2 protein-coding genes are annotated in these 24,257 nt (G+C 45.4%); both read right to left on the bottom strand.

Annotated features, from left to right (window positions below; genetic code table 11):
* Window positions 1-20 precede the first annotated feature (20 nt).
* Window positions 21-7,715: a beta-ketoacyl synthase N-terminal-like domain-containing protein gene (locus tag CJU60_RS11830; RefSeq protein WP_095713873.1), complete on the bottom strand. Its 7,695-nt coding sequence runs from the start codon at window positions 7,713-7,715 to the stop codon at window positions 21-23.
* Between the two features lie 14 nt (window positions 7,716-7,729).
* Window positions 7,730-24,211, bottom strand: a complete 16,482-nt coding sequence (locus tag CJU60_RS11825) for a non-ribosomal peptide synthetase (protein WP_095713894.1) — start codon at window positions 24,209-24,211, stop codon at window positions 7,730-7,732.
* Between the last annotated feature and the right edge of the window lie 46 nt (window positions 24,212-24,257).

Genomic DNA, 24,257 nt, shown 5'->3' with positions numbered 1-24,257 from the left:
AAGGGGGATTTTAAATTTCCTCAGCGCTTTACCAATTCATCAGCGTTTTCTTCGCTGGCTTCATGTTTTTTGCGAAAAGCCTTAAGGAAATTCGCGTTTACTACGCCTCTGTTTGAGTATAGTTTTTCACAAAACTCCAGCATGGCGCTGGACGCTTTAGATTCTGTTAACATCATCATGTGATTGCTGGAATCGACATCCACCAGATGAAATTGAGGGATTTGCCGCTCCCATTCCTCCCAGTAGTCAGTATCATCCAACGGTATTTTTTCATTTAAAATGGTAAAGTAAATGTCCAAGTCGCCAAGGAATGACCTGCTTTTATTGCGGAAATAATAACATTTTACCGCTTCAGGATCCACAAGCGGCTGCACAGTGTACGCCTCAAATTCATAAGCATGCTGAGCTTTGACCATTTGGTTAAGCTGAGTCCGTATTCTCTTCTCCGGTTTGTTTAATCCCCGCTTTCTTGCTAAACCAATCAGTTCAGTTAAAAATTCCTCTTCCTCTCTGTCAACATCTACCTCTTCACGGCTGATGAGAACGTCTGTAAGCTTTTCCGGCTGAACAATAGATGCAAGCATCGTATTTATCGTTTGAAGCATTGACGTTTTTACAGAAGACTCATTTTGTTCACGTCCAGGACTGTAAGGGGAATCAATCATGACCATGCTTTTTACAGCAAGCCCCTGGCTTTGCAGCTGGCGTGTTACTTCATATGCGAGCAGTCCGCCTAAGGAATATCCGCCTACATCATAAGGGCCTTCCGGCTGTACGGCTCGCATAATGTCTATATAATAGGAAGCCATTTGTTCAATTCCGTGTAAAGGAGCATGATTTGTCATAAAGCCCCTGGCTTGAATGCCGTAAAAAGGACGCTGGCTTTTCTTCGCAAATGGCGTATAGATTTCTACACCGCCTACTCCTCCATGAAACCAAAATACAGGGCGCCCCCGCTTGCCATCGTTTAACGGTATCAATTCCGGAAATGACCGGCTGACAGTCTGGACTGAATGGTCTTGTACTGTGTTTTCCCGTTTCGTTGCTATCAAGTCCACCATATTCTGCACGGTTTGACACGTTTGCAGCTCTGCCAGGCTGATTGACAGGCCAGCTTCTGCTTGCAATTGCTGCAATAACTGTATACAAACGATAGAATCAAACCCGTAATCTTGTAATGCCTTTTGAGGATTTAATTCTTCAGGCGTCATGCCCAATACATCAGATATCATTTGAATATCGTTTCTTTTGTGAAGGGGAATCTCAGCATTTGAAAAAGCAGGTGCTATTTCTGGTGACAGAAAGTCATTCCAGCAATTTCTTTTTTCAAACGGATAGGCGGGCAATGATATTCTCCGCGCACCTTTTCCTCGATGAAGCTGCTCCCATGGAATTTGCACTCCTTTTGCCCAGCAAAACGCGATCTTTTCAAGATGGTTTTCAGACAATAGTGTCTGCATCACGATATCGCCCAATGTTCCCTCAAGCAAGGCGCCGATATCTGACAAGCCTTCTTCTGAATTTCCGATAAAGCAAGGTACAGTGCTTTTCGGCTTTTCGGCTTTTTCCGCAGCTGTTAAGTACTCTTCCAATCCGAGCACGAGTTCATCCTTACTGCGGATGACCAAGGCCATCCGGTCACTCATCTCTTCTCGTCCGACTTGAAGTGTGTAAGCGTAATTTTGTAAAGACAGTTCTTTTTGCTGTTTTACATAGTCAAGCATCTGTTGAACAACGGCTCTTAGTCTGTCTTGGTTTTTTGCAGAAAGCACCACAATGTGCGGCTCATCTGTATGTTCAATTGCTGGTTCTGTATTAGAAGGAACATATTCTTCTAAGATGATGTGCGCGTTTATTCCTCCAAAACCATAGCTATTAATGCTTGCTCTGCGTGGTATCGTTCTGCCAGCATCATCCTGTATTTCTTCCCACTGCTGGTTTCTGTCAATCATCCGGAAACGCGTTTCCTTTATTGACACCTGATCATTCAATGAATCAAAACCGGGAATACCAGGTATTGTTTTATGCTGCATCGCCATGCTGACTTTCATAAGAGCAGCCATGCCTGAGACCAGTTCTCCATGCCCGATGCTCGGCTTTAAGCTGCTGATGTAACATGGCATTTCTCCTTGCAGTTGGTGCGAATGCTCCGATTCGAGCTGTCTGTATCCCGATTTCAACGTTTCCACTTCTATAGCATCAGCCACTGGCGAGGCGATCCCGTGCGCTTCTATATAAGTCACCGTTTTCGGATCTACTTGCGACCCTTGGTAAGCCTTCTTCATCGCATCCTTCATTCCGATCGGATTAGGCGCGTGCAGTGACATTCCCCTGCCGCCATGCGATACACCTGTCCCTTTAATGACAGAATAAATATGATCAGAGTCTTCAATGGCTTTTTGTAAAGGTTTAATGATGAGAACCCCTGCACCTTCACTTCGAACAAATCCATTCGCCTCTGCTTGAAAGGACTTGGCTTTTCCTTCCGCACTCAAATATCCCATTGAATCAAAACCGATAAAGCCCTTTGGTGAGAGCAGAAGGTTCACAGCGCCAACAATGGCTTGCTCACATTCGCCGTTTCGAATGGATTGAATCGCTCTGTGCAAAGCGACAAGAGCTGAGGAACAGGCTGCCTCATAATATTCACTTGGCCCTTTTACATTCAGTGCATAGGAAATACGGTTTGGCATTAAGGAAGGAATCACAGCCGCATCGGTATTGCCGGCTGCGACAAAAACTCCTGTCGGGCAGCTGGATAAGGCTTGGCCTGTTATACCGGCGTCTTCCATCGCCTTCCACGCATGTGTCAAAAGCAGAAACTCCTGGGGATCCATTGTCGCTGCTTCTTTCGGTGAAATGCCGAAAAACAGCGGGTCAAACTCACCTATGCCTTCTATAAACCCGCCCCATTGAAGGCTTGACTGCTTCCCATCAGTATTTTCGGTATATTTTCGCCAATCCCAGCGTTCTTCCGGCACTTCAGAAATACAATTCCTCCCATGAACCAGGTTATCCCAAAATTCCGTTACATTGTTTGCTTTTGGAAACTGCCCTGACATGCCGATAATGGCTATACCGTCTGCCGTATATTCTTTTGTTTCATCCGTCTTTCTTTCATAGGTTTGCATTTGCATTATTTTATTTTCTTTTATATTCGGGGATTTCTGCTGTTGCTTGACCCCTCCAAACAATTGAACAAAGGATTTTTCATGTTTCTCGGCAAAAAAGTCGGCCAGTTCTTGAAGAGTCGAATATTCAAAAAACAATGTAGGATTTAGCTCAATCTTTGTCGCTGATTCCAGCTCTCTTGTCAACGCAATCAATTGGGAAGAATCGATCCCCAAATCCATGATATGAACTTTTGCAAGAGACAGTTTTGATGGATTGGCCGCCTTATCAGCCAGTTTATCTGTGAGATAGCTTCGAATACGGTCTCTTATATCGTGTATTTGAACTTCCTGATTTTCCTCTTTGCTTCCTCGATCTGTTAAGCGGAATTGCTTTAAAGAGTAACCTGAATAGCGCATCACCGTTTCTGACGCTTCATTCATCACATCGATGTCAAACAGCAGCATTTCACCGGTATTCTTAACCAAAGTAATCAAAAGCCAGCAATCTTCTCTTATTTTATTTTTTGTGAATTGAATATCGTTGATTCCAAATGGCAAGAAATGCCCCTCTATGTCTATTTGTTCTATGAAACTGAGAATTGCCAGGTAAGCACTGTTTGTAATCAATGGGCTGACAGTGTAATGATGCGCATTTGCCATGCCGTTTTGAGACAAACGCACTTTTGCAAGGATTGAATTATTGCCTCTGTACAGATGAGTGATGGTTTTATATAAGTCTCCCCACTCAACGCCGCCGTCGATGGTTTGATACATTTGGTCAATATGATCCAGCTCTGTTAACGAACGTTTTACGCTTTCGATGTTGACTTTTTTTGTTTCAAAATGATCTTTTTGGCATTGCCCGATTGCGGCAGGCTTCCACGTCTCAGATGCCCGCTCACGATACATGATTGGCAAATCGATTGCATGATCTTTCTGAAGAGGATCAGCTTTCACTTCAATTGTTTGCCCTTGGTTTATGACAACAGGGTTTAGATAACTTAATTTACTGATACGGCCGCTGATTTCCTCAGGAAACATTTCAAAAAATGCGTCAATCGCAAGACTTGCATAGGTTGCACCGATGAGCACCCGTTCTTTGTTGAACACATGGCCTTGAACGTAAGGCTCATCGTATACGAATGAATCTTGTATCAGCGGATGATTAACCGTTTGCTCATCATGCCTTTTCCCTTCTTCATGAGGCAGGGCACCAAATTGAAAGACTGTTTGATGGTCAAATGCATAGTGAGGCAGATTGATCCGGCCAGTTTCATTCCCTTGATGTATATGGTCAAAATGAATCGAAGCCCCCGCAGCCCATTGCTGTGCGGTTAAGCTTGTTTCTTCATGGGCTGACCCTGCATTCGTAGAAATCGCATCTGATTGTAAATCAAAGGATGTATAGATACCATCTTGGAGTGAGCTTCCTTTTGTTTTTTGGAGAATCTCTAGTTTTTCAATCAATTCCTGCGTCGACGATACCGAAAGTGCAGCCCGATGTTCTAAGTCATGGTTGATCCTGTGCAGTGAGCGTACAACTGCTCCAATAGAAGAAGATGGTTTTTTTTCTAAAAACACTCGCAGTTTTTCAAGATAGCTGAGCAGGCTCCATTTCGTTTTCGCAGAAAAAACGGCCAGATATTCCTGCTGGTGAGGCACTGGATGTTGCTGCTCAGTTGCAGCGCCGATAAATTCTTCTATAATGAGATTCGCATAGGCCCCTCCCGCTCCGAAAGAATTAATCATGCTTCTTCTGGGCAGATGCTTTCCTGTATCGGGATCTTTTAACCGCTGCCACGGCTCCGTTCGTTTTTGCAGATAAAATGCTGTGTTTTCCAGGTTAATATTTGGATTGACAGGGGTGGCATTAATCGTCGGCACAAGCGTCCCCTTTTTCATCTGCAACAGAACTTTCGTGAGCTGAGAAATGCCGGAAGCCGCCTCCAAATGTCCAAGATTCGATTTTACAGAGCCTATCGCACAAAACTGTTTCTTATTTGTATACTGTTGAAATGCATTAGATAGTGCGATTACTTCAATCGGGTCACCTAATGCTGAACCATTTGCCGCAGATTCTATATAGCCGATTGTTTCCGGATCAATGCCGGATTGCTGAATGGACTTGGAGATTAATGCAGCTTGCTGCTTCGGGTCTGGCGCTGTATACATCTGCCTTCCTCCGCAATGATTGGCAAAGCTGCTTTTGATGACAGCATAAATATGGTCGTGATCTTCTATCGCTTTAGATAGCGGTTTTAGCAGGACGGCTCCGACGCCTTCACCCGGAATAAGCCCGCTTCCTGTGCCAAAGCTCTTACTTTGATTTCCATTCCCTAAAAGATTTGCGCGCTCCAGCGCATCATATTTTGAGAGATCCAGTGTTAAATTGACACCGCCGGCTATTGCCATCGAACAGTTTTTCAGTTTCAAACTCTCACATGCAAGATGGATTGCGTTTAATGAACTGGAGCATGCGGAGCTGACAGCCAGACTTGGTCCTGTCAGGTTAAAAAAATGAGAAACGCGATTTGCAATATGCCAATCTCCGCCATTAGAGCTCAGCACCGCTTGTTCTAATGAAGGGATATTCCAAAAATACTGATTATACATGTTTCCAACAAAGACACCTACTCCCGTTCCGTTGTCCTGCAGTTCATTTAATTGGATTTGGGAATAGCCGCCGTCCTCAAATGTTTCCCAGACGGTTTCTAAAAATAAACGAAGTTCCGGCGTCATTTCCATTACTTGATTCTGATCCGCTTCAAAAAGATGATGATCAAACGCATGTATGTCTTTTAAAAATCCGCCGTAGCGCTTCTTATCTGACGATTGTAATGATTCTTTCGATAAAGTGTTTACTAAAGATGTCCGCCATCTTGATTGCGGAGCCTCTGTAATACAATTATCCCCAGCTATTAAATGCTCCCAGAGCTCTTCTACGTTTTCAGACATCGGATAACGTCCGCTTATGCCGATAATTGCAATATCTTCTGTGCCGTAATGATTTGGTGTGGTTCTATGAGAAGGGAGTGCCTTTACGTTTTTCGCTGTTTCGGTTTCTGATTTTGGATTCGCCTTTGCTTGCTGAGTTTTAATTAGCTGCTGGTCTCCGCTAAAACGGCGCGTTTGATATGTAAACGGCTGTTCAGATTTTACTGGCTTCGCTTGAATAGAAGTTTCTTTATTTGCGGGCTGTGATTTTTCTTTCAGCAGTGATGTCCGCAGCTTCCCTTCATGCTCCTTTATCAGAAAATCGACGAGTTCTTTCGTATTGCTGTGTTCAAATAAAATTGTTTTCGGAAGCTCACCCGTCAGTTTTTCTAACTCACGAATAAAATTCACCTGCAAAATAGAATCGATTCCATACTTCTCAAACGTTGTTTCTGCATGTATACGCTCCGGTGATAGTTTTATTGATTTTGCTAACGTATGTTTCACAAATTGTGTCGTTTGTTCAAGAAGAGAATCCTCATCACTATCCTTCGTTTGAGAATGATGTTCATCTAGATGGTAATCTATAATTTCTTCTGCTGGTTTTTCTGTTCGTGTTTTTTGACGGACGATTCCGTCACTTTCCGCTGCGATGATCTGCTGGCCGAGCTGATGTGATTGTTCAGCCATAAAGGAAACATAACGAAAGCCCTCACTCTCAAGCACCATTTTCCATGAGTCTGGATATAAACCGGGGCAGCCCGGGATACGCAGATCAGGATCTTCATACAGCCACCAGCCCTCTAACAAGCCAAAGGTCAGGTGTGAATATATATTATGGTCATTAATCTCATTCAGAAGGAGCAGGCCGTTTTTCTTCAAAACCGTTTTGGCATTTCTCAATGTCTGCCGGATATTTTTCGTCGCATGAAGCACATTTGCAGCGACAATCACATCATATCCGCCCACTTCTATATGTTGTTCAGCCGCCGGCTCTTCCACATTAAATACCTTATACGTCAGATAAGGGTTGTCCGGACCGTACATTTTTTCCGCATGCAGTAAAAACGCCTTGGAGAGATCTGTATAGCAATATTCTTTTATATGTGACTGATAGGCTTTCATTTTTTGAAAAACCGCAGCGCTTGTGCCGCCTGTTCCTGCTCCGATTTCTAGTATACGAATCCTTGCTTCAGGCTCTTGCTTTAGACGCTCCTGCATAAAGGCAGCCAAGGTGTCTGCCAGCACATCGTTAAAATAGTCTGCGACTTGATTGTTTTTATAGATTCCTTCCACTAATTCCATAGATGAGTTCGGAAAAAGGATATCGGTGGCAGATGCCTTGCCGGTCAGAATATCCGGCAAGGCTTTAAGTGCAGTCTCTACTAACACCACCATGGCTTTCATGTTACTGTCTTGAAGCAAGTCTGCTTTTTTTTCATCCCATTCGTACCATAATTCATTTATGTCCTCTGTTGAGCGGGTTACGGCGTATCCATTTGCCGTTTGTTGAAGAAAACCATGCCGCTCCAAAATCGATAGGCTCTCCTCAAACCATCTGCCATAGAAATTCTGCAGCACCGGCTGGGGCTTATTTTCCTCGAAAAATCCTATGGACTGCAATTGTGCTAACAGCATCTTACAGAGAATGTCTTCTGTGTTTCGCATTGGCGCTTCCCCTCCTATAACAGTTGTTGTATCGTTGTGCTGTCTCCCGGGTGATAGCTTCGCAGTTTCTCAATGGCGGAGCTGTGAGTTTCCGGATACACCTCAATTGTTTCGTCATTCTGTCCTGAGTCATTGCCCGTTTCGCAGTCTGCCATCTTCATCATCACAAGCTGTTTCAGCGGCCCCCCGAGCAGCAGTTCCAACGCTTCCATCGCTTCAGGGGCTTCAATGGAGCCTATGCCCGCCTGCGCCATTCTTCGCTGATAATCAGGTGAGGAAACAACACCAATGCTGCCCCAATAACTCCAATTGATCACAGCTACTGTACAAGGCCATACTTGTGAAAGCCGATGAGCAAAAGCATCCTTAAAGCTGCAGCCGGCAGCATAATTGCTCTGTCCTGAAGCTCTTGCAAATGATTGTACGGAAGAGAAAAACAAAGCAAAGTCCAACGGCTCTTTCTGGAAGACTTGAGCCATTTGCACACTTACATCCACTTTTGCAGAAAGAACATTTCTGAAACGTTCCTCGTCCATATTCATCAGGCTTTGGTCTTGCAAAACGATGGCAGAATGAATGATTCCGTTGATTTCCCGATGTATTTGTTTGATGGCTGCATAAGCGCGTTCCAAGTCCTCTCGGTTTGCGGCATCAGCTTCGATATAAAACGGAGCCGGCCCTAAACGCGCAAGTCTGTCCAGCTTGCTTTGAATGGATGCATCTTTTGTTCTTCTGCCAATCCAAACGACATGCGCTTGGTATGTTCGAATCACATATTCGCTCCAAGCTTCTCCAATTCCGCCCGCACCGCCTATGACCACATAAACGCCTCCGTGTTTATACTTGGTGTGCACAGGCTGATTGCTGTGTACAGGGATCAGACGCTGTTTGTGCCAGGTTTTGTTCCGATACGCCCAAGTATTTCCCTCTTGGTCGAAAGGCAGGGAAAAGATTTCAGCCACCGGCCAATCCTTATTTCGATCTACATCGATCAGTTTTGTCTGCCAATTTGTATATTCTTTTGCCATCGAGCCGATCAGACCGTGAAGACCGGCATCAATTGGATTGACAATGTCATGCTGACCAACACATTGCGTATTCGCTGTCACGACCGTCCAGCTTATCGTCTTCTCTCCATAGCCTAAAGAAAGCATCGCCTTAATGAGCCTGAACAGTTGCATAACGCTTTGGTTTTGGGCTTCAATCATGTCATCACCGATTTCGTACTCCGCAATATGGGAAGGAGAAATCCACACAATATGGTCAAATGCCCCTAATGCTTCAAGCTCGTTTGCCAACTGATGAATAGAATCATGCGGCTTGATGTGCAGCTCTTTGGCAAGCGGGAACTGTCTTTGTACAGCGTTTCTGCTGTTTTCATCCCCACCTAGAATGACAACACGCTCATCAGCAGACGGAATGATCCTGCTATTCTCCGTTTGCACTTGATCCCATACCGGCGCCATTAGAAGCGCTCCATTAAGAGACGCCTTGCTGTCAGATGGTTTTATTTTTTCCGGGCGTTGTATGTCTTCTTCTATCACTCTTGAGGAGATGCCCTTGATTCTTACACATACCTGGCCTTGTTCATCACATAGATCAATATCCAGCCGTTGTATTCTGTCCTCGTTTGGACGCGAGGCGACAGAGACCCACATGTTTTCTGTACATGGGCTGTATACCTCAAGCTCCTGCAGTGCAAAAGGCAATGAAAGCTGTTCATCTCCGGAATTCAGCTTTAACCCGATCGACGCCTGTAAAGCAGAATCCGTCATACTCGGATGAAGTACAAATTCGTTCAGCGTTTGAGATACTCCAGACGGCAGCGAAAGCTCTGCCAACGCTTGATTGCGGCCAATGTAAAGCTGCTGTATTCCTTGAAAACCAAGCCCGTATTCTATGCCGATCGCTTTAAATAACTCATAGCACTGTTCATTTGACAGTATGCTTTGACTGCATTGCGATTGTAGCGCGCTGATATTATGAGAAGGAATGTTTCCTGCTTCTCTTATCTCAACACTGCCCTGACTGTGTACCTTTCGTGCGCTCTCACCTTCTTCTGTAAAGATTTCAAAAGCAATTTCACCATCGTGCTGAGGTTCAAGACTGATATGCACTTGGACAGGCTGACCGTCCGCCACAATCGGCTGCACCCAAACAACATTTTTTATATGAATGACAGATTGATGATCTTTGAGCCCTCGCACTGCCTGCGAAATGGCTGCATGCACCATCTCAAGATACGCGACCCCCGGCATGACCGGCTTTCCCTTCACCTTGTGGTCGTTGAAAAAGAACTCAGCGCCTGTAAAGATTGAGCTGAAACGCTGCTCTGTCAAATCAGAAGTGTTGGTTTGTACTAATGGGTGCAAAACTGCTGTATCGACAGTTTTTGTCGGTGCCTTTTGCGTGATTGCCTCCTCTTTCATATCCGATATCCAGTAGCGCTCTTTTGCAAATGGATAGGTCGGCAAGCTGATGCGGTTAGGCAGTTTGCCGCTGTACAGTTTGTTCCAATCTATTTTTAATCCTGCTACCCATAATTCAACCAGTTTTGTATAAACTTCGGGTTCCCAGTCATTTTTGAGTGTTTTCTGAATGTCTTCGTCTGACCTGAGTGTCTGTAATATCCCTTTATTCGCCCTGCCTCTATACATGTTGGTCGCATTGGTTTGTCCTTCTATAAAGAGGTACAGTTTCTCCAGCAAATCTTGAACCGAGACAGCGATAATCCCTAATCTCTCCTCCATTGCATCGCGCCCCTCTTGGAGTGTATAAGCAATATCAGTGAGATCACGATCTGAGATTGAATGTTTGCTGATAAAATCCGCCAATTGCTGTGCTTGGTCCTTCAGGCGATCTTCTTCCTTTGCCGACAAGACAAAGATGCCCGGGTTCTGTGATGTCACTGCTGGCGCTTGTTCAGATGGAGCAGTTTCTTTTGGAATATATTCCTCAATGACCACATGGGCATTGACACCGCCTATGCCAAATGAACTGACTCCGGCTCGGCGAGGCAGCTCCCGTCCGTTTTCATCCCGCAGCGATTTCCATTCTCTGGATTTCTGCACGATATAAAATGGGCTGTCTTCCAATCTGATATACGGATTGATCGTCTCACTGTGCAGACTTTTTACCAGCGTTTTGTGTTTTAGCTGCAACAGGATTTTGATGACACCGGCTACACCGGCTGCGAGCGATAAATGGCCGATGTTTGTCTTCGCTGAACCCAGTCCGCAATGGCTGGCATGAACAGAAGGATCTCCCGTTTTCTCGTACAGTTCTTTAAATGCAGCCTTCAGCCCGTTAATTTCTACCGGATCGCCAAGTTCCGTTCCGGTTCCATGCGCTTCAATATACGTCACAGTTCTCGGATCGATTCCCGCCTTCATATAAGCGGTTTTTACGACTTCTGCCTGAGCCTTCGGATTAGGAGTCGTCAGAGAATTCGCGCGGCCTCCGTGATTTACCGCACTTCCTTTGATCACACCGTAAATATGATCGCCGTCGCGTTCCGCCGCCTTTAGTTTTTTCAGGAAGAGGATGCCTGCACCTTCACTGACCGCAAATCCATCGGCTTTATCAGAGAACGTTTTGCATTTTCCTTCTTTGCTCAGAGCCCCTGCTTTATCGTAGGCAATGTGGCCTTGCGGTGTTACAACCGTGTTGACGCCTCCCGCGATCGCCATTTCACAGTTTCCAGCTTCAATTGCACAAACTGCATGATGAATGGCGACCAGTGAGCTTGAACATGCAGTGTCAATTGGTTCGCTCGGTCCATGAATGTTCAGAAAATAACTGACTCTATTTGGTCCGGCAGAAGGACTCATATTAGCAGCTGCTGAGCCTTCGATATCTACATTTGAGAGAAGAGAGCTGTATCCCGTGTTTCCAGTACCGATGAATAAGCCCGTTTTGGTTCCTGATAGGCTTTGGGCTGAATGTCCCGCTTCTTCTATCGCTTTCCAAGCATAGGTCATTAATAGACGCTGCTGAGGCTCCATCTGCTCAGCCTCCAGCGGAGAAATGCCGAAGAACAACGGATCAAAGTCGGCTACTCCATCAATAAAACCGCCCCATTTGACGTTCGTTTTATTTGCTTCTTTTAACGGATCTCCGTAGTACTCACGCCAATCCCAGCGGTCTTTTGGAACCTCTGTTATGCAATCTGTTCCTTCTTTCAAATTCATCCAGTACTCCTCAACATCCTTTGCTTTTGGGAAAACTCCGCTCATCCCTACTATGGCAATAGATTCGGGCTCAGGCGCATGCTCGGCTGCCTTCTTCACTGGCAGCTCCTTTGGTTTGCCAAAACGGTTTTCGGTTGAAAACCTGATGTCTCTCATGGCTTTTTCCGCAGGCTGTACAGGCAGATCCTCCTTGACAGGTACTGCAAATTGCGCCGAGAATGTATTTTGATATTCTGCTGATAAATACGCGGCAAATGCAGAAACAGTTACATGCTCAAAGAAAATTGTAGGGGTCAGATCCAGCTTGTATTGTTCATTCAATATATTAGCGAATTCAGTCAAAGTGATTGAATCAAATCCATATTGATTAAACTCCATATCCGGATCAATCTCTTCAGTTTTGATTTTGAGCAATTGAGAGATTGCTTGCTTTAAAATGTCTTGTATTTGGTCCAATAAGCTGTCTTGATCCATTCTTGCTTTCTGGGTCACCGGTTCTTGCGCTGGTTTATTCGGAACATCTTCAGAAGGCTGCTTTTGAGACAGCTTTTCTCTCATCATGTCTCTGATACCTTCCATGACAATGACGTTATCTTTATCAAAAGCCAACCCTTTATAAAGTGCCTGAATGCCGGTTTCGGTTCGCATAGCCGTAACGCCAGTATTTTTCATTGTCATTTTTTCAGTTTCTTTATTTACACGCATGCCGCCCTCTTTCCACAGCGGCCAATTGATCGACAATGTTTGGCCGTGTCTGTACATGGCGGTCACAAGCGCATTACGATAAGCGGCATAGCTGTCCATAAATGCATTAGCCATTGCATAATCCGCCTGTCCCGCGCTGCCGGTGATACTAGATATGGAAGAGAAAAGGATAAAGAAATCTAACGCGAGATGCTCGGTTGCCTTATCCACATTTACGAGCCCTTTTACCTTAGGAGCGAGGACCTGCTTAAGTTCATCATTTGTTTTATTCATGAGATAGTTGTCTTTAAGCAGTCCAGCACTGTGAATCACGCCATGCAAGTCGCCATAATCAGCTGTGATCCTTGTGATTAACTCGGACGCAGCCTCCGTTTGAGTCACATCAACCCGTCTGTACTCTGTACGAGCACCTAAACGCTGCAGTTCGCTAAGCTGTAATTGCTGATCAGCGCTAAGCGCGGACCTGCCTGTAAGAATCAAAACAGGCTGTTTGACTTGGCTTGCAATTTCTTTCGCAAAAATAAATCCAAGTCCTCCTGCACCGCCTGTGATGAGGTACACACCCTTATCCCTCCACGGCAATCTGATTTCACGGTCAGGCGTATGAATTTCATTTAATTCATTGATGTACCGTTTGCCTTTTTCATATTTAATGCGCTGATCTCCTGCGTTTCTTTTATTCTCTTGGACTATCTCTGCGATCCTATTCATAGTTTCGTTTGTATCGATTTCAATCGTCTGGCCGATCAGCTTTGTATTCTCCAGCCCGGCCGTTTTAAGGAGCGCCGAAAGTCCTGAGAAAGAGTAATGCTTTCTTTGCGCTGAGGTAAGCATTTGGATCAGAACATGGCCTTGCGGCTTGCTTTTGAGGATACTCTGTATCGTCTCAATCGCTTGTTCGGCATAATCTTGGAATCGCTCTGCCAGACCCTCCCGATAAGACTCTAATACTATACATTCCGCTCCTTTGAGCTTTGATTCAATACTGTCTTTTGAGAGTCCGTTCATTTCACAAAGCATGATAATATGCCGTTCATATTCTGGTTCCAGACCGTCTTTGTCGATCTCCTTAGACATCCATTTTTCCTCAAACATCAAAGTTTCCATTGTTTGGTCAGACTCTGCTGATCTAGGGTCGCTTTCTGCCGCTCTGAATGACAAACCTTTTAACCGTACGCAAACATTGCCGTTCTCATCTAAGATATCGATATCCCGTTTTTGCACCTTATCAGTCGCTTTGCTGCCTTCACTGAATCTGGCGTATACCCACATGTTCGAGGAGCATGTCCCGAAGACTTCAAGCTCTTGAACCGCAAAAGGCAGCGTCAGCCGGTTATCTCCTGCGCCTGTCAAAATGCTGGATGCCTGTAAAGCGGAGTCCATCAGACCCGGATGCATGCTGAATTGGCCAATTGTATCTAAGACAGAAGGATGCAATGACAATCTTGCCAATACAAAATGTTCAGCTGTATAAATCTTTTCTACACCGCGATAAGCTGGACCGTAGTCAAAACCAATCATTTTATAGGTGTCGTATACTTCGTTTACAGAGAAATGAGTTTGCTGACACTTCTTGCGCAGGGATGCTACATCAATGACCGGCGTATCCGCAGCAGGATGTAATTCAGCCCCGCCTTGACTGTATACTATTGGTTTGTCACCGGCTATTTCCGGGTTGCCGTAGATTTCATACGTAATGTCACCATGCTCCTCCGGAATAAGCCTGATGTGTACTTGCACCGGCTGCTCCCCGACTACAATCGGCCGCACCCACACTGTGTTTTTGAGCGTAATGCGATACTGACCGTTTTGTACCTCGGCAGCCTGCTCAATGGCAGCCCGCGCCATTTCAAGATGGGCCACTCCCGGCAAGATCCGTTGGCCTTTGACAACATGATCTGCAAGGAAAAACTCTTCTCCCGTATAGATTGAGCTAAACCGCTGTTCCGAGAGATTCGAAGTGTTTTGATGCATTAATGGATGTAACACAGATGCGCTGATGTGAGATGCTTTTTTGTCGGCTTCAAGGCTTCCCCTATTTGCGACATAATCAGAAATCCAGTAACGGTCTTTCGCAAACGGATATGTCGGCAAGCTAATGCGATGCGGCTCATTCTCGCCATACAGCTTCGCCCAGTCCACATCAAGCCCTTTCACCCATAATTCCAGCAATTTTGCATACTTTCCGCGCTCCATCCATTTTTCAACCGCTTCTTGAAATTCTTCATCTTCCGTCAGCATTTGCAGCGTTCCTTTATCAATCCGCCCTCTATATACATCCTCCACATTATTTTTGCCGGCTGCATAGTCTTTTAGCTTGTCTTGCAAATCCTCAATTGACCCGGAAATGATCCCCAGCCGTTCTTCCATCGCGTCTCGCCCGGCTTGCAGCGTATAAGCAATATTTGCGAGATCTTCGTCTTTGTAAATATGCTGGTCTAACGCTTCAGCCAGCTGCTGTGCGTATTCTTTCAGTCTTGCTTCATTTTTAGCTGATAGGACGAAAATACCTGGATGTTCAGAAGTGATCGACGGTATGTTGCCAGCGTCCGCCTTCGGAATATATTCCTCGATGAGCACGTGGGCATTTACCCCGCCGATACCAAATGAACTGACGCCTGCACGGCGAGGCAGCTTCTGCCCCTGCTCATTCTGTAGCGCTTTCCATTCTTCTGTTTCCCGAACGATATAAAATGGGCTGTTTTCAAGCTGAATATACGGATTGACAGTCTCGCAATGGAGACTTTTCACTAAGGTTTTGTGTTTAAGCTGCAATAAAATTTTAATAATTCCTGCTGCACCGGCTGCAAGCGATAAATGACCGATGTTTGTCTTCGCTGAACCAAGGCCGCAATAATGATTGGCAGAAGTGTCTCCTTCTTTTACACCCAGCCCTTTAAAAGCCGCTTTCAATCCGTTAATTTCAACCGGATCTCCAAGCTCCGTACCTGTTCCGTGCGCCTCAATGTACGTCACCGTTTTGGGATCGATTCCCGCCTTTTGGAATGCCTTTTGAATGACTTCCGCCTGGGCCTTCGGATTAGGCGTCGTTAAAGACGCCGCACGCCCCCCGTGGTTCACTGCGCTTCCTTTTATCACCCCATAAATATGGTCTCCCGCTTCCTCGGCCGCTTTTAACTTCTTCAGAAACAGTATGCCGGCTCCTTCCCCATGAGCAAAACCATCAGCTCGATTTGAGAACGTCTTGCATTTGCCTTCTTTGCTCAGGGCACCCGCTTTATCAAAGCTGATATACACCTCAGGCAGAATAATCGTATTAACGCCGCCGGCTAATGCCATGTCACAAGTGCCTTCCTCGATTGAGGAAATGGCGTGATGGATCGCTACCAATGAACTGGAGCACGCCGTATCAATAGGTTCACTCGGCCCATGCAGATTAAGGAAATAACTGACACGATTCGGACCGACTGACGGGCTCGTGTTAGCTGCCGCTGACCCTTCTATTGCCGAGTTCCCTTTAGATAAAAGAGAACTGTATCCTGTATTTCCCGTTCCGATGAATACGCCTGTTTTTGTGCCTGACAGACTTTTTGCCGAATACCCTGCATCTTCAATCGCTTTCCATGCGTAAGTCAATAATAAGCGTTGCTGTGGCTCCATTTGTTCAGCTTCACGCGGGGAAATGCCAAAGAATAATGGGTCGAATTCCGCAATGCCGTCAATAAAACCTCCCCATCTTACATTCGTTTTATTGGCTTCCTTCGCAGGGTCCCCTTCATATTCGCGCCAATCCCAGCGGTCTTTCGGAATTTCCGTCATGCAGTCCTTGCCTTCTTTTAAGTTCTTCCAGTAGGCATCCACATCTTTTGCCATAGGAAAAATGCCGCTTATTCCGACGATTGCGATTGGCTCGGGACCGGATTCACTCTGTATGGTTGCCGGCAGCATAACCGGCTGCTTTCGGCGTCTTTTTGAGGTGACATGTATGGTTTTATCCTGTTCAAATGCAGGCTGAGCCTGAACCTTAGACCTGGTCCGTACAGCAAATGTTTTCGCAAATACCGCTTGATATTCTTCTGACAAATGCTTGCCGAACTCATGGATCGTCGGATGGTCAAAAAAGACGGTTGGCGTCAGCGCCAGTTTATATGCCCGATTGATATGGTTGGTGAATTCAGTCATAGAAATGGAGTCAAACCCATACACCGTCATTTCGGCATGGTCATCAATCGTTTCAAATGGAACCTTTAATAGCTTGGCGACCTCCCGCTTTAACATCGCCTTTACTTTATCCAGCAAACTCCCTGTGTCAATGCTCTTTTCCGGTTCAGTCATGCTTTCTGTTTCCCTCTTTTCAATAGGTGCTGAGGCTGTTTTTGACAGCATGTTTTGTTTTATCTTCTGAACGTTGCCTTCCATCACCATGACCTGGCTTGCCTCACTATTGAACGCTTGATAAAAAGCCTGTATGCCTTGTTTTGCTTCCAGAGGAACAATTCCGGCCAGCTGCACAAGTCTTTTCTCCGTTTCACGATCGACCTTCATGCCGCCCTCTTTCCATAATGGCCAGTTTACAGAAAGCGTTTTGCCATGCCGCTGACCGTGTTCGGCTAGCGTACTGCGGTATCCGGCATACATATCCATAAATACATTGGCTGCCGCATAGTCAGCCTGACCAAGGCTGCCTAAACTTCCCGAAAGAGATGAAAAGAGAATGAAAACATCCAATGCCAAATCCTTGCTGGCTTCATCCAGGTGAACGAGTCCTTTTACTTTAGGCGCCAGCACATCATGCAAATCTTCTGCTGATTTCTTGGCCAAATAGCTATCTTTAATAATTCCCGCGCTATGAAGAATGCCATCAAGACGGCCATGTTCTTTCTGGATATTGTTCATTAACTGGTACACTGCGATTTTATCGGCAACATCCATTTGCTGATAGGTGATCTCGGCCCCTATAGCGCGAAGCTCTTCAATCTTCCCTCTTTTATTATCATTCAGAGGTGAACGGCCCGTCAGAACGACTGTCGCGTTTTTCGTTTGTTCAGCAATTTCTTTTGCGAACATAAGGCCTAAGCCACCGGCACCGCCTGTGACGAGATAAACGCCGCCGTCTTTCCACGGCATGCTGATGTTACGGCTTGCCGCTTTCATTTCACTCCAATCTGCAATAAATCGTGTGCCGTTTTGATATCTGATATGGGTGCCGCTGCTTATTTGATTTTCTTTCAGTTTGCGGGCGATACTTTCCCCGCTTTCTTCACTGCTGATTTCAATCATTTGTCCGGTCAGCTTAGCCGTTTCTAACTCGGCCGTTTTCAGCAGCCCTGTCAATCCAGAAAACAATTGCTGCTCGCCTTCTGCGGAGGTCACGATCTGAATCAGAATATCTCCTTTCGGTTTCTCGCGAATCAGCGCTTGCACTTTTCTAAACACCTGTTCCGTATACGAATGAAAACGCCCATCCACTGAAGCAGGCCTTGCTTCCAGGATGAAGACATGGACATGCTCCATTTCTGCTTCGATCTTTTTTCTCATGTCCTGATCACATTCACAGAGGAACACGAGATGCTCTGCATATTCTTTATCCGCTTTTCCGCCAGCCTTTTGTTCTTTCCAAACGGGCTGAAGCAATAAGGTTTCTGAATGTGATGATTCTGTTTGTATGTCAGCCTCCATCACTCTCGTCGAAAACCCCTTCATCCGTATACAAACGCTGCCATGCTCATCGCATAGATCAATATCAACTTTCTGTATCAGATCGCCCGGTTTATTTTTTGAATTGAATTGAACATAAACCCACATATCAGAAACGCATCCATGAAAGACTTCAAGCTCCTCTAAAGCAAATGGCAGTGCAGCTTTAAAGTCTTCACTGTCAGAAAGCTCCGCCCTGGTGACGTTTTGCAAATATTCAGCCGCCTGTAACGCCCCATCCAATAAACTTGGATGAAAAGCATAATCGGCTGCTGTATGAGAGACAGATCCCGGCAGCGATAATTTGGCAAGCAGCTGGCCGTCTCCTTTATAAACGGTCTCCACACTCTTGTATCCTGGACCGTAATCGGCTCCGATCATGCCTTCATAAAATAAGGAGGTGTCCATCAAGCCTTGATTACATTGATTCTTTATCGCCTCTAGATCCAATACCTCCGCATGCTTTGGCTGAAATAATTCCGCTATGCCCTGGTTATATACAATTGGGTCTGCGTCAGCGGATTCCGGTTCACCATACATCCGATAAAGAATATCTCCGCCGTCTTCATCATAGAGTCCGATGTTTACTGTAACCGGCTCATCTCCCGCTACAACCGGACGCATCCAAACCACATGTTTCAGGCGGATTCCGGATTCCTCATCATCTAAACCGCCAATTCCTTGTTCTATAGCGGCTCTTGCCATTTCAAGCGTGACAGCTGCCGGCAAAATCGCCATCCCTTTAATGATATGCTCAGCAATAAAATACTCCTGTCCTGTGAAGCTGGAGCTGAACCGCTGCTCCGATAAAACAGATGTATTCTGGTGCACCAAAGGATGCAAGCGTGACGGTACGGCTGTTTTACGATTGCCCGTGCTGATGTCAGGCCAATACCGTTCTTCAGCAAAAGGATATGTCGGCAGACTCATGCGGCGCGGCTTCGCATTCGGGTAAAGATGGCGCCATTCAACCTGAAAACCTTTGGCCCACACTTCGGCAAGCTTTTTCAGTTTGCCTTTGGACATCCATGATGCAACCAGTTCTTCCGTTTCCTCATCTCCAAGCAAGAGATCAGCGGATTTCACTCGCGTTTTTTCTCCTTGAATACAGCCTTCTGTCAACGGTTGTCCATTCACAAAACGCTCCAGCTGCAGCTTCCATTCTTCCAAATCGCTCGCCATAAAAATAACTCTTGTGTCCATCGCCTCCCGGCCGATCTGGAAGGTGTATGCCAAATCCCTTAAAGAGTGTATTGTCAGATCATTTTGACTGACAAATGTCAGCAGTTCCTTTACATATGCTTGCAGCCGCTCCCTGTTCTTTGCCGATACCGGAATGAGGTACGGAGGATTTCCTTCGTTATCCGCTCTTGTATCTTGGGCATTTTCATATTGTTCGAATATGGCATGAGCGTTCGTTCCGCCAAGCCCAAACGAGCTCAGCGCTGCCCGATGTACACCTTGATTTTTCTGTAATAATTTTCGTTCGCGGACAACATAAAATGGAGAGCTGTCAAAGTGAATATTAGGATTCGGCTCCTGGCAATTGATAGTTGGCGCAAGTTCGTTATGAGATAAGCTCATGGCAACCTTAATGCAGCCGGCTAACCCTGCGGCAGTATCCAAATGTCCGATATTGGTTTTCACCGAACCGATTCCGCAAAATTGTATTTTGTCCGTGTATTGCTTGTACACTTTGTTTAAGGCAGAAATTTCAATAGGGTCGCCTAATTTAGTCCCTGTACCGTGTGCTTCAATGTAGCTGATCGTTTCAGGATGGATATCGGTTTCGTCCAATACGCTCTGTATGACTTCTGTTTGGCCTTTTACGCTAGGTGCATAAAAGCCGGCCTTATCAGCTCCGTCATTATTGATTCCTATTCCGCGCATGATGGCGTAAATATGGTCTCCGTCTCTTACCGCATCCACAGCTTTTTTCAATAGGACGACAGCTACACCTTCTCCTCCAGCCATTCCGTCAGCTGCGGCGTCAAATGCCTTAACATGCCCGTCACTTGAAAAATTCAATCCGTTTTGATGCACATAGCCTATTCCTGACTGCGCGTGCAAGGTTGCGCCTCCAACAAGCGCGTATTCAGATTCACCAGCTGTTAGGCTTTTGTACGCTTGATACAAACCTACTAGTGAAGAAGAACAATTGGAATGAACAAAGTAGCTTGGCCCCTTTAATCCGAGCTTGTGCGAGATCATCGTCGGGATCGTTCCGCTTTGGGCTAATACCCATGAGACATAGCCATCCGGAGATTCATGTCCTTCTGTTCTCTCCTTCGGCAATAACGTTCTGTAGGAATTGTTGCTTGCAGACATATACACACTTGTTTCCGGAATCTCTTTTGCCACATAGCCCGCATCCTCAATTGCTTTCCATGAATGCAGCAATAAGAGACGGAGCTGAGGGTCCATAAACTCAGCATCTTTAGGAGAGATCTGAAAGAAACCTGGGTCAAACAAATCTTTTCCCTCAATCACAGATTGCACAGGAACGTAATCAGGATGTTGAATTAATTCTTCAGGCACTCCATTTTCTCGCAGTTCTTCTTTTGAAAAAAATTGAATACTTTCCTTGCCTTCTTTGATTTGATTCCAGAACTCATGATGATTTTTTGCCCCCGGAAACTGGCAGGAGATCCCCACAATGGCAATACTGTCTTCAAAATACGGCGGCAGCGCTTTCTGTTCCGTTTGTTTCACCCTCTTCACATTCTGCTTGCTTTCATTTTGAGGAATGGCCGCCGCATCTGTGTTTTTCATTTCAATAATGTATTGGCTGATGGCCCTGATATTGGCGTACTCGAACAGCTCCGTTACACTGAATTCACAGTCAAATTCTTTTTGGATTCGTTCCGCCACGGCCACGGCAAGAAGTGAATCGCCTCCCACATCGAAAAATCCGTCCTCTGGCCCAAAACCGCTGACTTTCAGCATATCCTCCCAAATGAGCTGCACTTTGCCTTCTACCTCTGATAACTGTAAGTGTTGTGTTTTTCTATTATTTAAAATGACCTTCCGATGTTCCAATTCCTTGCGGTTCACTTTCCCGCTTGGTGTTAACGGCATCTCATTCAGGCGGATAAAGTGCGCAGGTATCATATATTCCGGCAGACTGGATTTCAGGCAACGGCGCAAATCGTTTGGATCGATAGGCGGATGTCCATTTTGCTCCGTATAATATGCAGCCAGCTTTTTATGTCCTTCCAGCTGTTTGACCACTACTGCCTGATCTAAAATGCCCGGATATTCACTCAGTTTCGTTTCTATTGCACCTAATTCAATTCGGAAACCTCGGATTTTAACCTGGCTGTCAATGCGGCCTAAATATTCAATATTGCCGTCAGGCAGCCATCTTGCTGAATCACCGGATTTATAAAGCTTGGTCCCAGATTCAAACGGATTGTCAATAAATGTTTCCGCTGTCAGGCCGGGCTGGTTATAATAGCCCCTTGCCAATCCGTCGCCTGCGATACAAAGCTCACCAGGTTTTCCGATCGGAACAGGCTTCAAATGCTGGTCCACGATATAAATCTTCGTATTGGATACAGGCTTGCCGATTGGCGTATGATGACTGGCGATATCTCCTGTTCCGCATCCGAAATAAGTCGCGTAAATGGAGGCTTCTGTTGGTCCGTAAATATTTTCAACACGGCAGTTTTTAAAGATCGATACTGCCTTTTTCACCAATTCCTTAGGAAAGGCTTCTCCTGCAACCATCATGTATTTGATTGGTCCTTCTTCAGTAAATTTCCTGTTGTCTTTTGCCGTTTCTAAAAATACATGCAGCATGGCAGGGACAAAATTAACATGGGTCACATGATATTTTTCAATCACATCCATGCACAGCTGCGGTGATTTCTCTTCATCCGGCGGAAGAATAATAAGACGGCCATTTCCGATAAACCAGCCGAATAATTCCGATATGGATACGTCGAAAACATAGTTCGTCTTTAATAAATAAGCGTCCTCAGCAGTGACAGGATACTGAGATTCAAGAAAATTCAGCGTATTCATAATGCTCTGATGCTCTACCATGACTCCTTTAGGCTGACCGGTACTGCCCGAGGTGTAAATGATATAAGCGAGATGATGGGGTTTGACTTCTCGTTTCAATCCACTTTTTTGTTGAGCTGTGTCCGTTTGACTGCAAGCCAAATCGATATTGATGACTTTTACATGGTCATCAGTTAATTTGTTTACTTTGTCATGAGCTTTAGATTGTGTAAGGACAATGGACGCTTCACTGTCTTTGAGCATGTACGCTAATCGTTCTTGAGGGAAGTTCGGATCTAGAGGCACATACGCCCCGCCGGCTTTCAGAATCCCTAAAATTCCGATCAGCATATCAAACGAACGCTCTGCACAAATCCCTACCGGTCGTTCCGGTCCAGCCCCCTGTGCCTGAAGATAAATGGCCAGCGATGTGCTTTTTTGATCTAATTCCTTATATGTAAGAGTCTCCTCTTCGAATACGACCGCTATCGCATCGGGGGTTTTTTTCGCTTTTTCCTCAAAAATCTCATGTATGCACTTGTCTTTGGAGTCATTTGTCTTTGTCTCATTCCATTGCTCGAACAAGCTGATTTGTTCTTGATCTAACTGTAAAGAGTATGTTTCAAGTGATAAAGACGGATCGTTAATGATGTTTTCAGTGAGTTTGATGTAGTTCTCCATCATTCTTTCAATGGTAGATAATTCATATATATCAGGGTTATACAGAAGATGAAGCACTGTTTCGTTTTCTTGTTCATACACTTCCAGCGCCAGCTCGAATTCCCCTTCTTGCCGAATGTCTTCGATATATTTGATGCCAAGAGCTTGATATGGTTCCAGCATTTTTTGTAAGCCTGCTGTCTGAAAGAAATTCTGGTAGAGAAAGGCTGTTTGAAAAATCGGAGAATCCGCTGCTGAGCGGTCTACATTCAGTGCTCTTACCAGTGCCGGAAACGGGTATGCCGCATGGTCAAGTCCGTCTGCCACTGTCAGCTGCAGGTCTCGAAGGAACTCTTGAAATGTTTGGGTTCCTATCTCTTTACTCCGAACAGCCATCATATTAATAAAGTACCCGATGATCGATTCAAAACCGTCTTCAGGCCGCCCCATTGTCGGGACTCCCACAATGATGTCCTTTTGTTTTGTATAGTGATGCAGCAGCACTTTATAAATAGAAAGGTACACAACAGATTCGTTCACATAATGAGAACGTGCTAACGACTTTATTTGCTTGCTCAGGTTATGAGGGAGCAAGCTTTTGTAAGCTTGCCCCTTATATTTTTGTGCTGAAGGACGTGGACGGTCGGCCGGCAGCTCAAGAATAGGCAGCGTTCCGGACAGCTGCTCTTTCCAATAAGCGAGATGCTCAGCCCCTTCTCTAGCGCCCAGCATACGGTTTTCCCAGTCAACAAAGTCAGGATAATCGGCCGGTAAAGTCTGCAGCATCAACTCTTCGCCTTGCAGCAATTGTTGATACGCCTCTAAAAGCGTCGATATAAATGTCAGCATTGACACACCGTCAAATATAATATGATGAACCGTGATAAGCACAATGCATGCCTCGTTTGACTGATGAAACAGACATGTGCGCATTAACGGACCAGTTTCCAGATGAAAAGGTTCTTTAGCTTTTTCTTTTAGGTAGGGCAATACCTCAGCTGAATGCATAGCTGAGATATCCGCTTCCTCAAAATGAAGAGCCTGCGACGGCTGAACCGTTTGAAATGGAATGCCATTTTCCTCTTGAATCACACTCGTTAAAACAGGATATTGTTTCTGTACAAACAGAAGGGCTTGCTTGAACGTCTCAACATGTAATTTTTTGCTGATGCGAAAGCATAAAGGAATATTATAAGCACCCATATCAGGAGACATTTTTTGAAGCATCCATAAACCTTTTTGACCTTCTGAAAGCGGACTATTCAACTGACGCTTCATACTTTGAAGATGTTCTTCTACCTCAGTAATCGTTAATTCTCCTGAT

It is taken from the genome of Bacillus sp. 7705b, from assembly GCF_002289525.1.
GTDB lineage: Bacteria > Bacillota > Bacilli > Bacillales > Bacillaceae > Bacillus > Bacillus halotolerans.
The sequence above is the reverse complement of the archived record's forward strand: the minus strand, read 5'-3'. Positions and strand labels throughout refer to the sequence as shown.

Coding starts and splice junctions, on each gene's coding strand:
- CJU60_RS11825 (WP_095713894.1), bottom strand. CDS start 24,211: ATGAAGCGTCAGTTGAATAGTCCGCTTTCAGAAGGTCAAAAAGGTTTA.
- CJU60_RS11830 (WP_095713873.1), bottom strand. CDS start 7,715: ATGCGAAACACAGAAGACATTCTCTGTAAGATGCTGTTAGCACAATTG.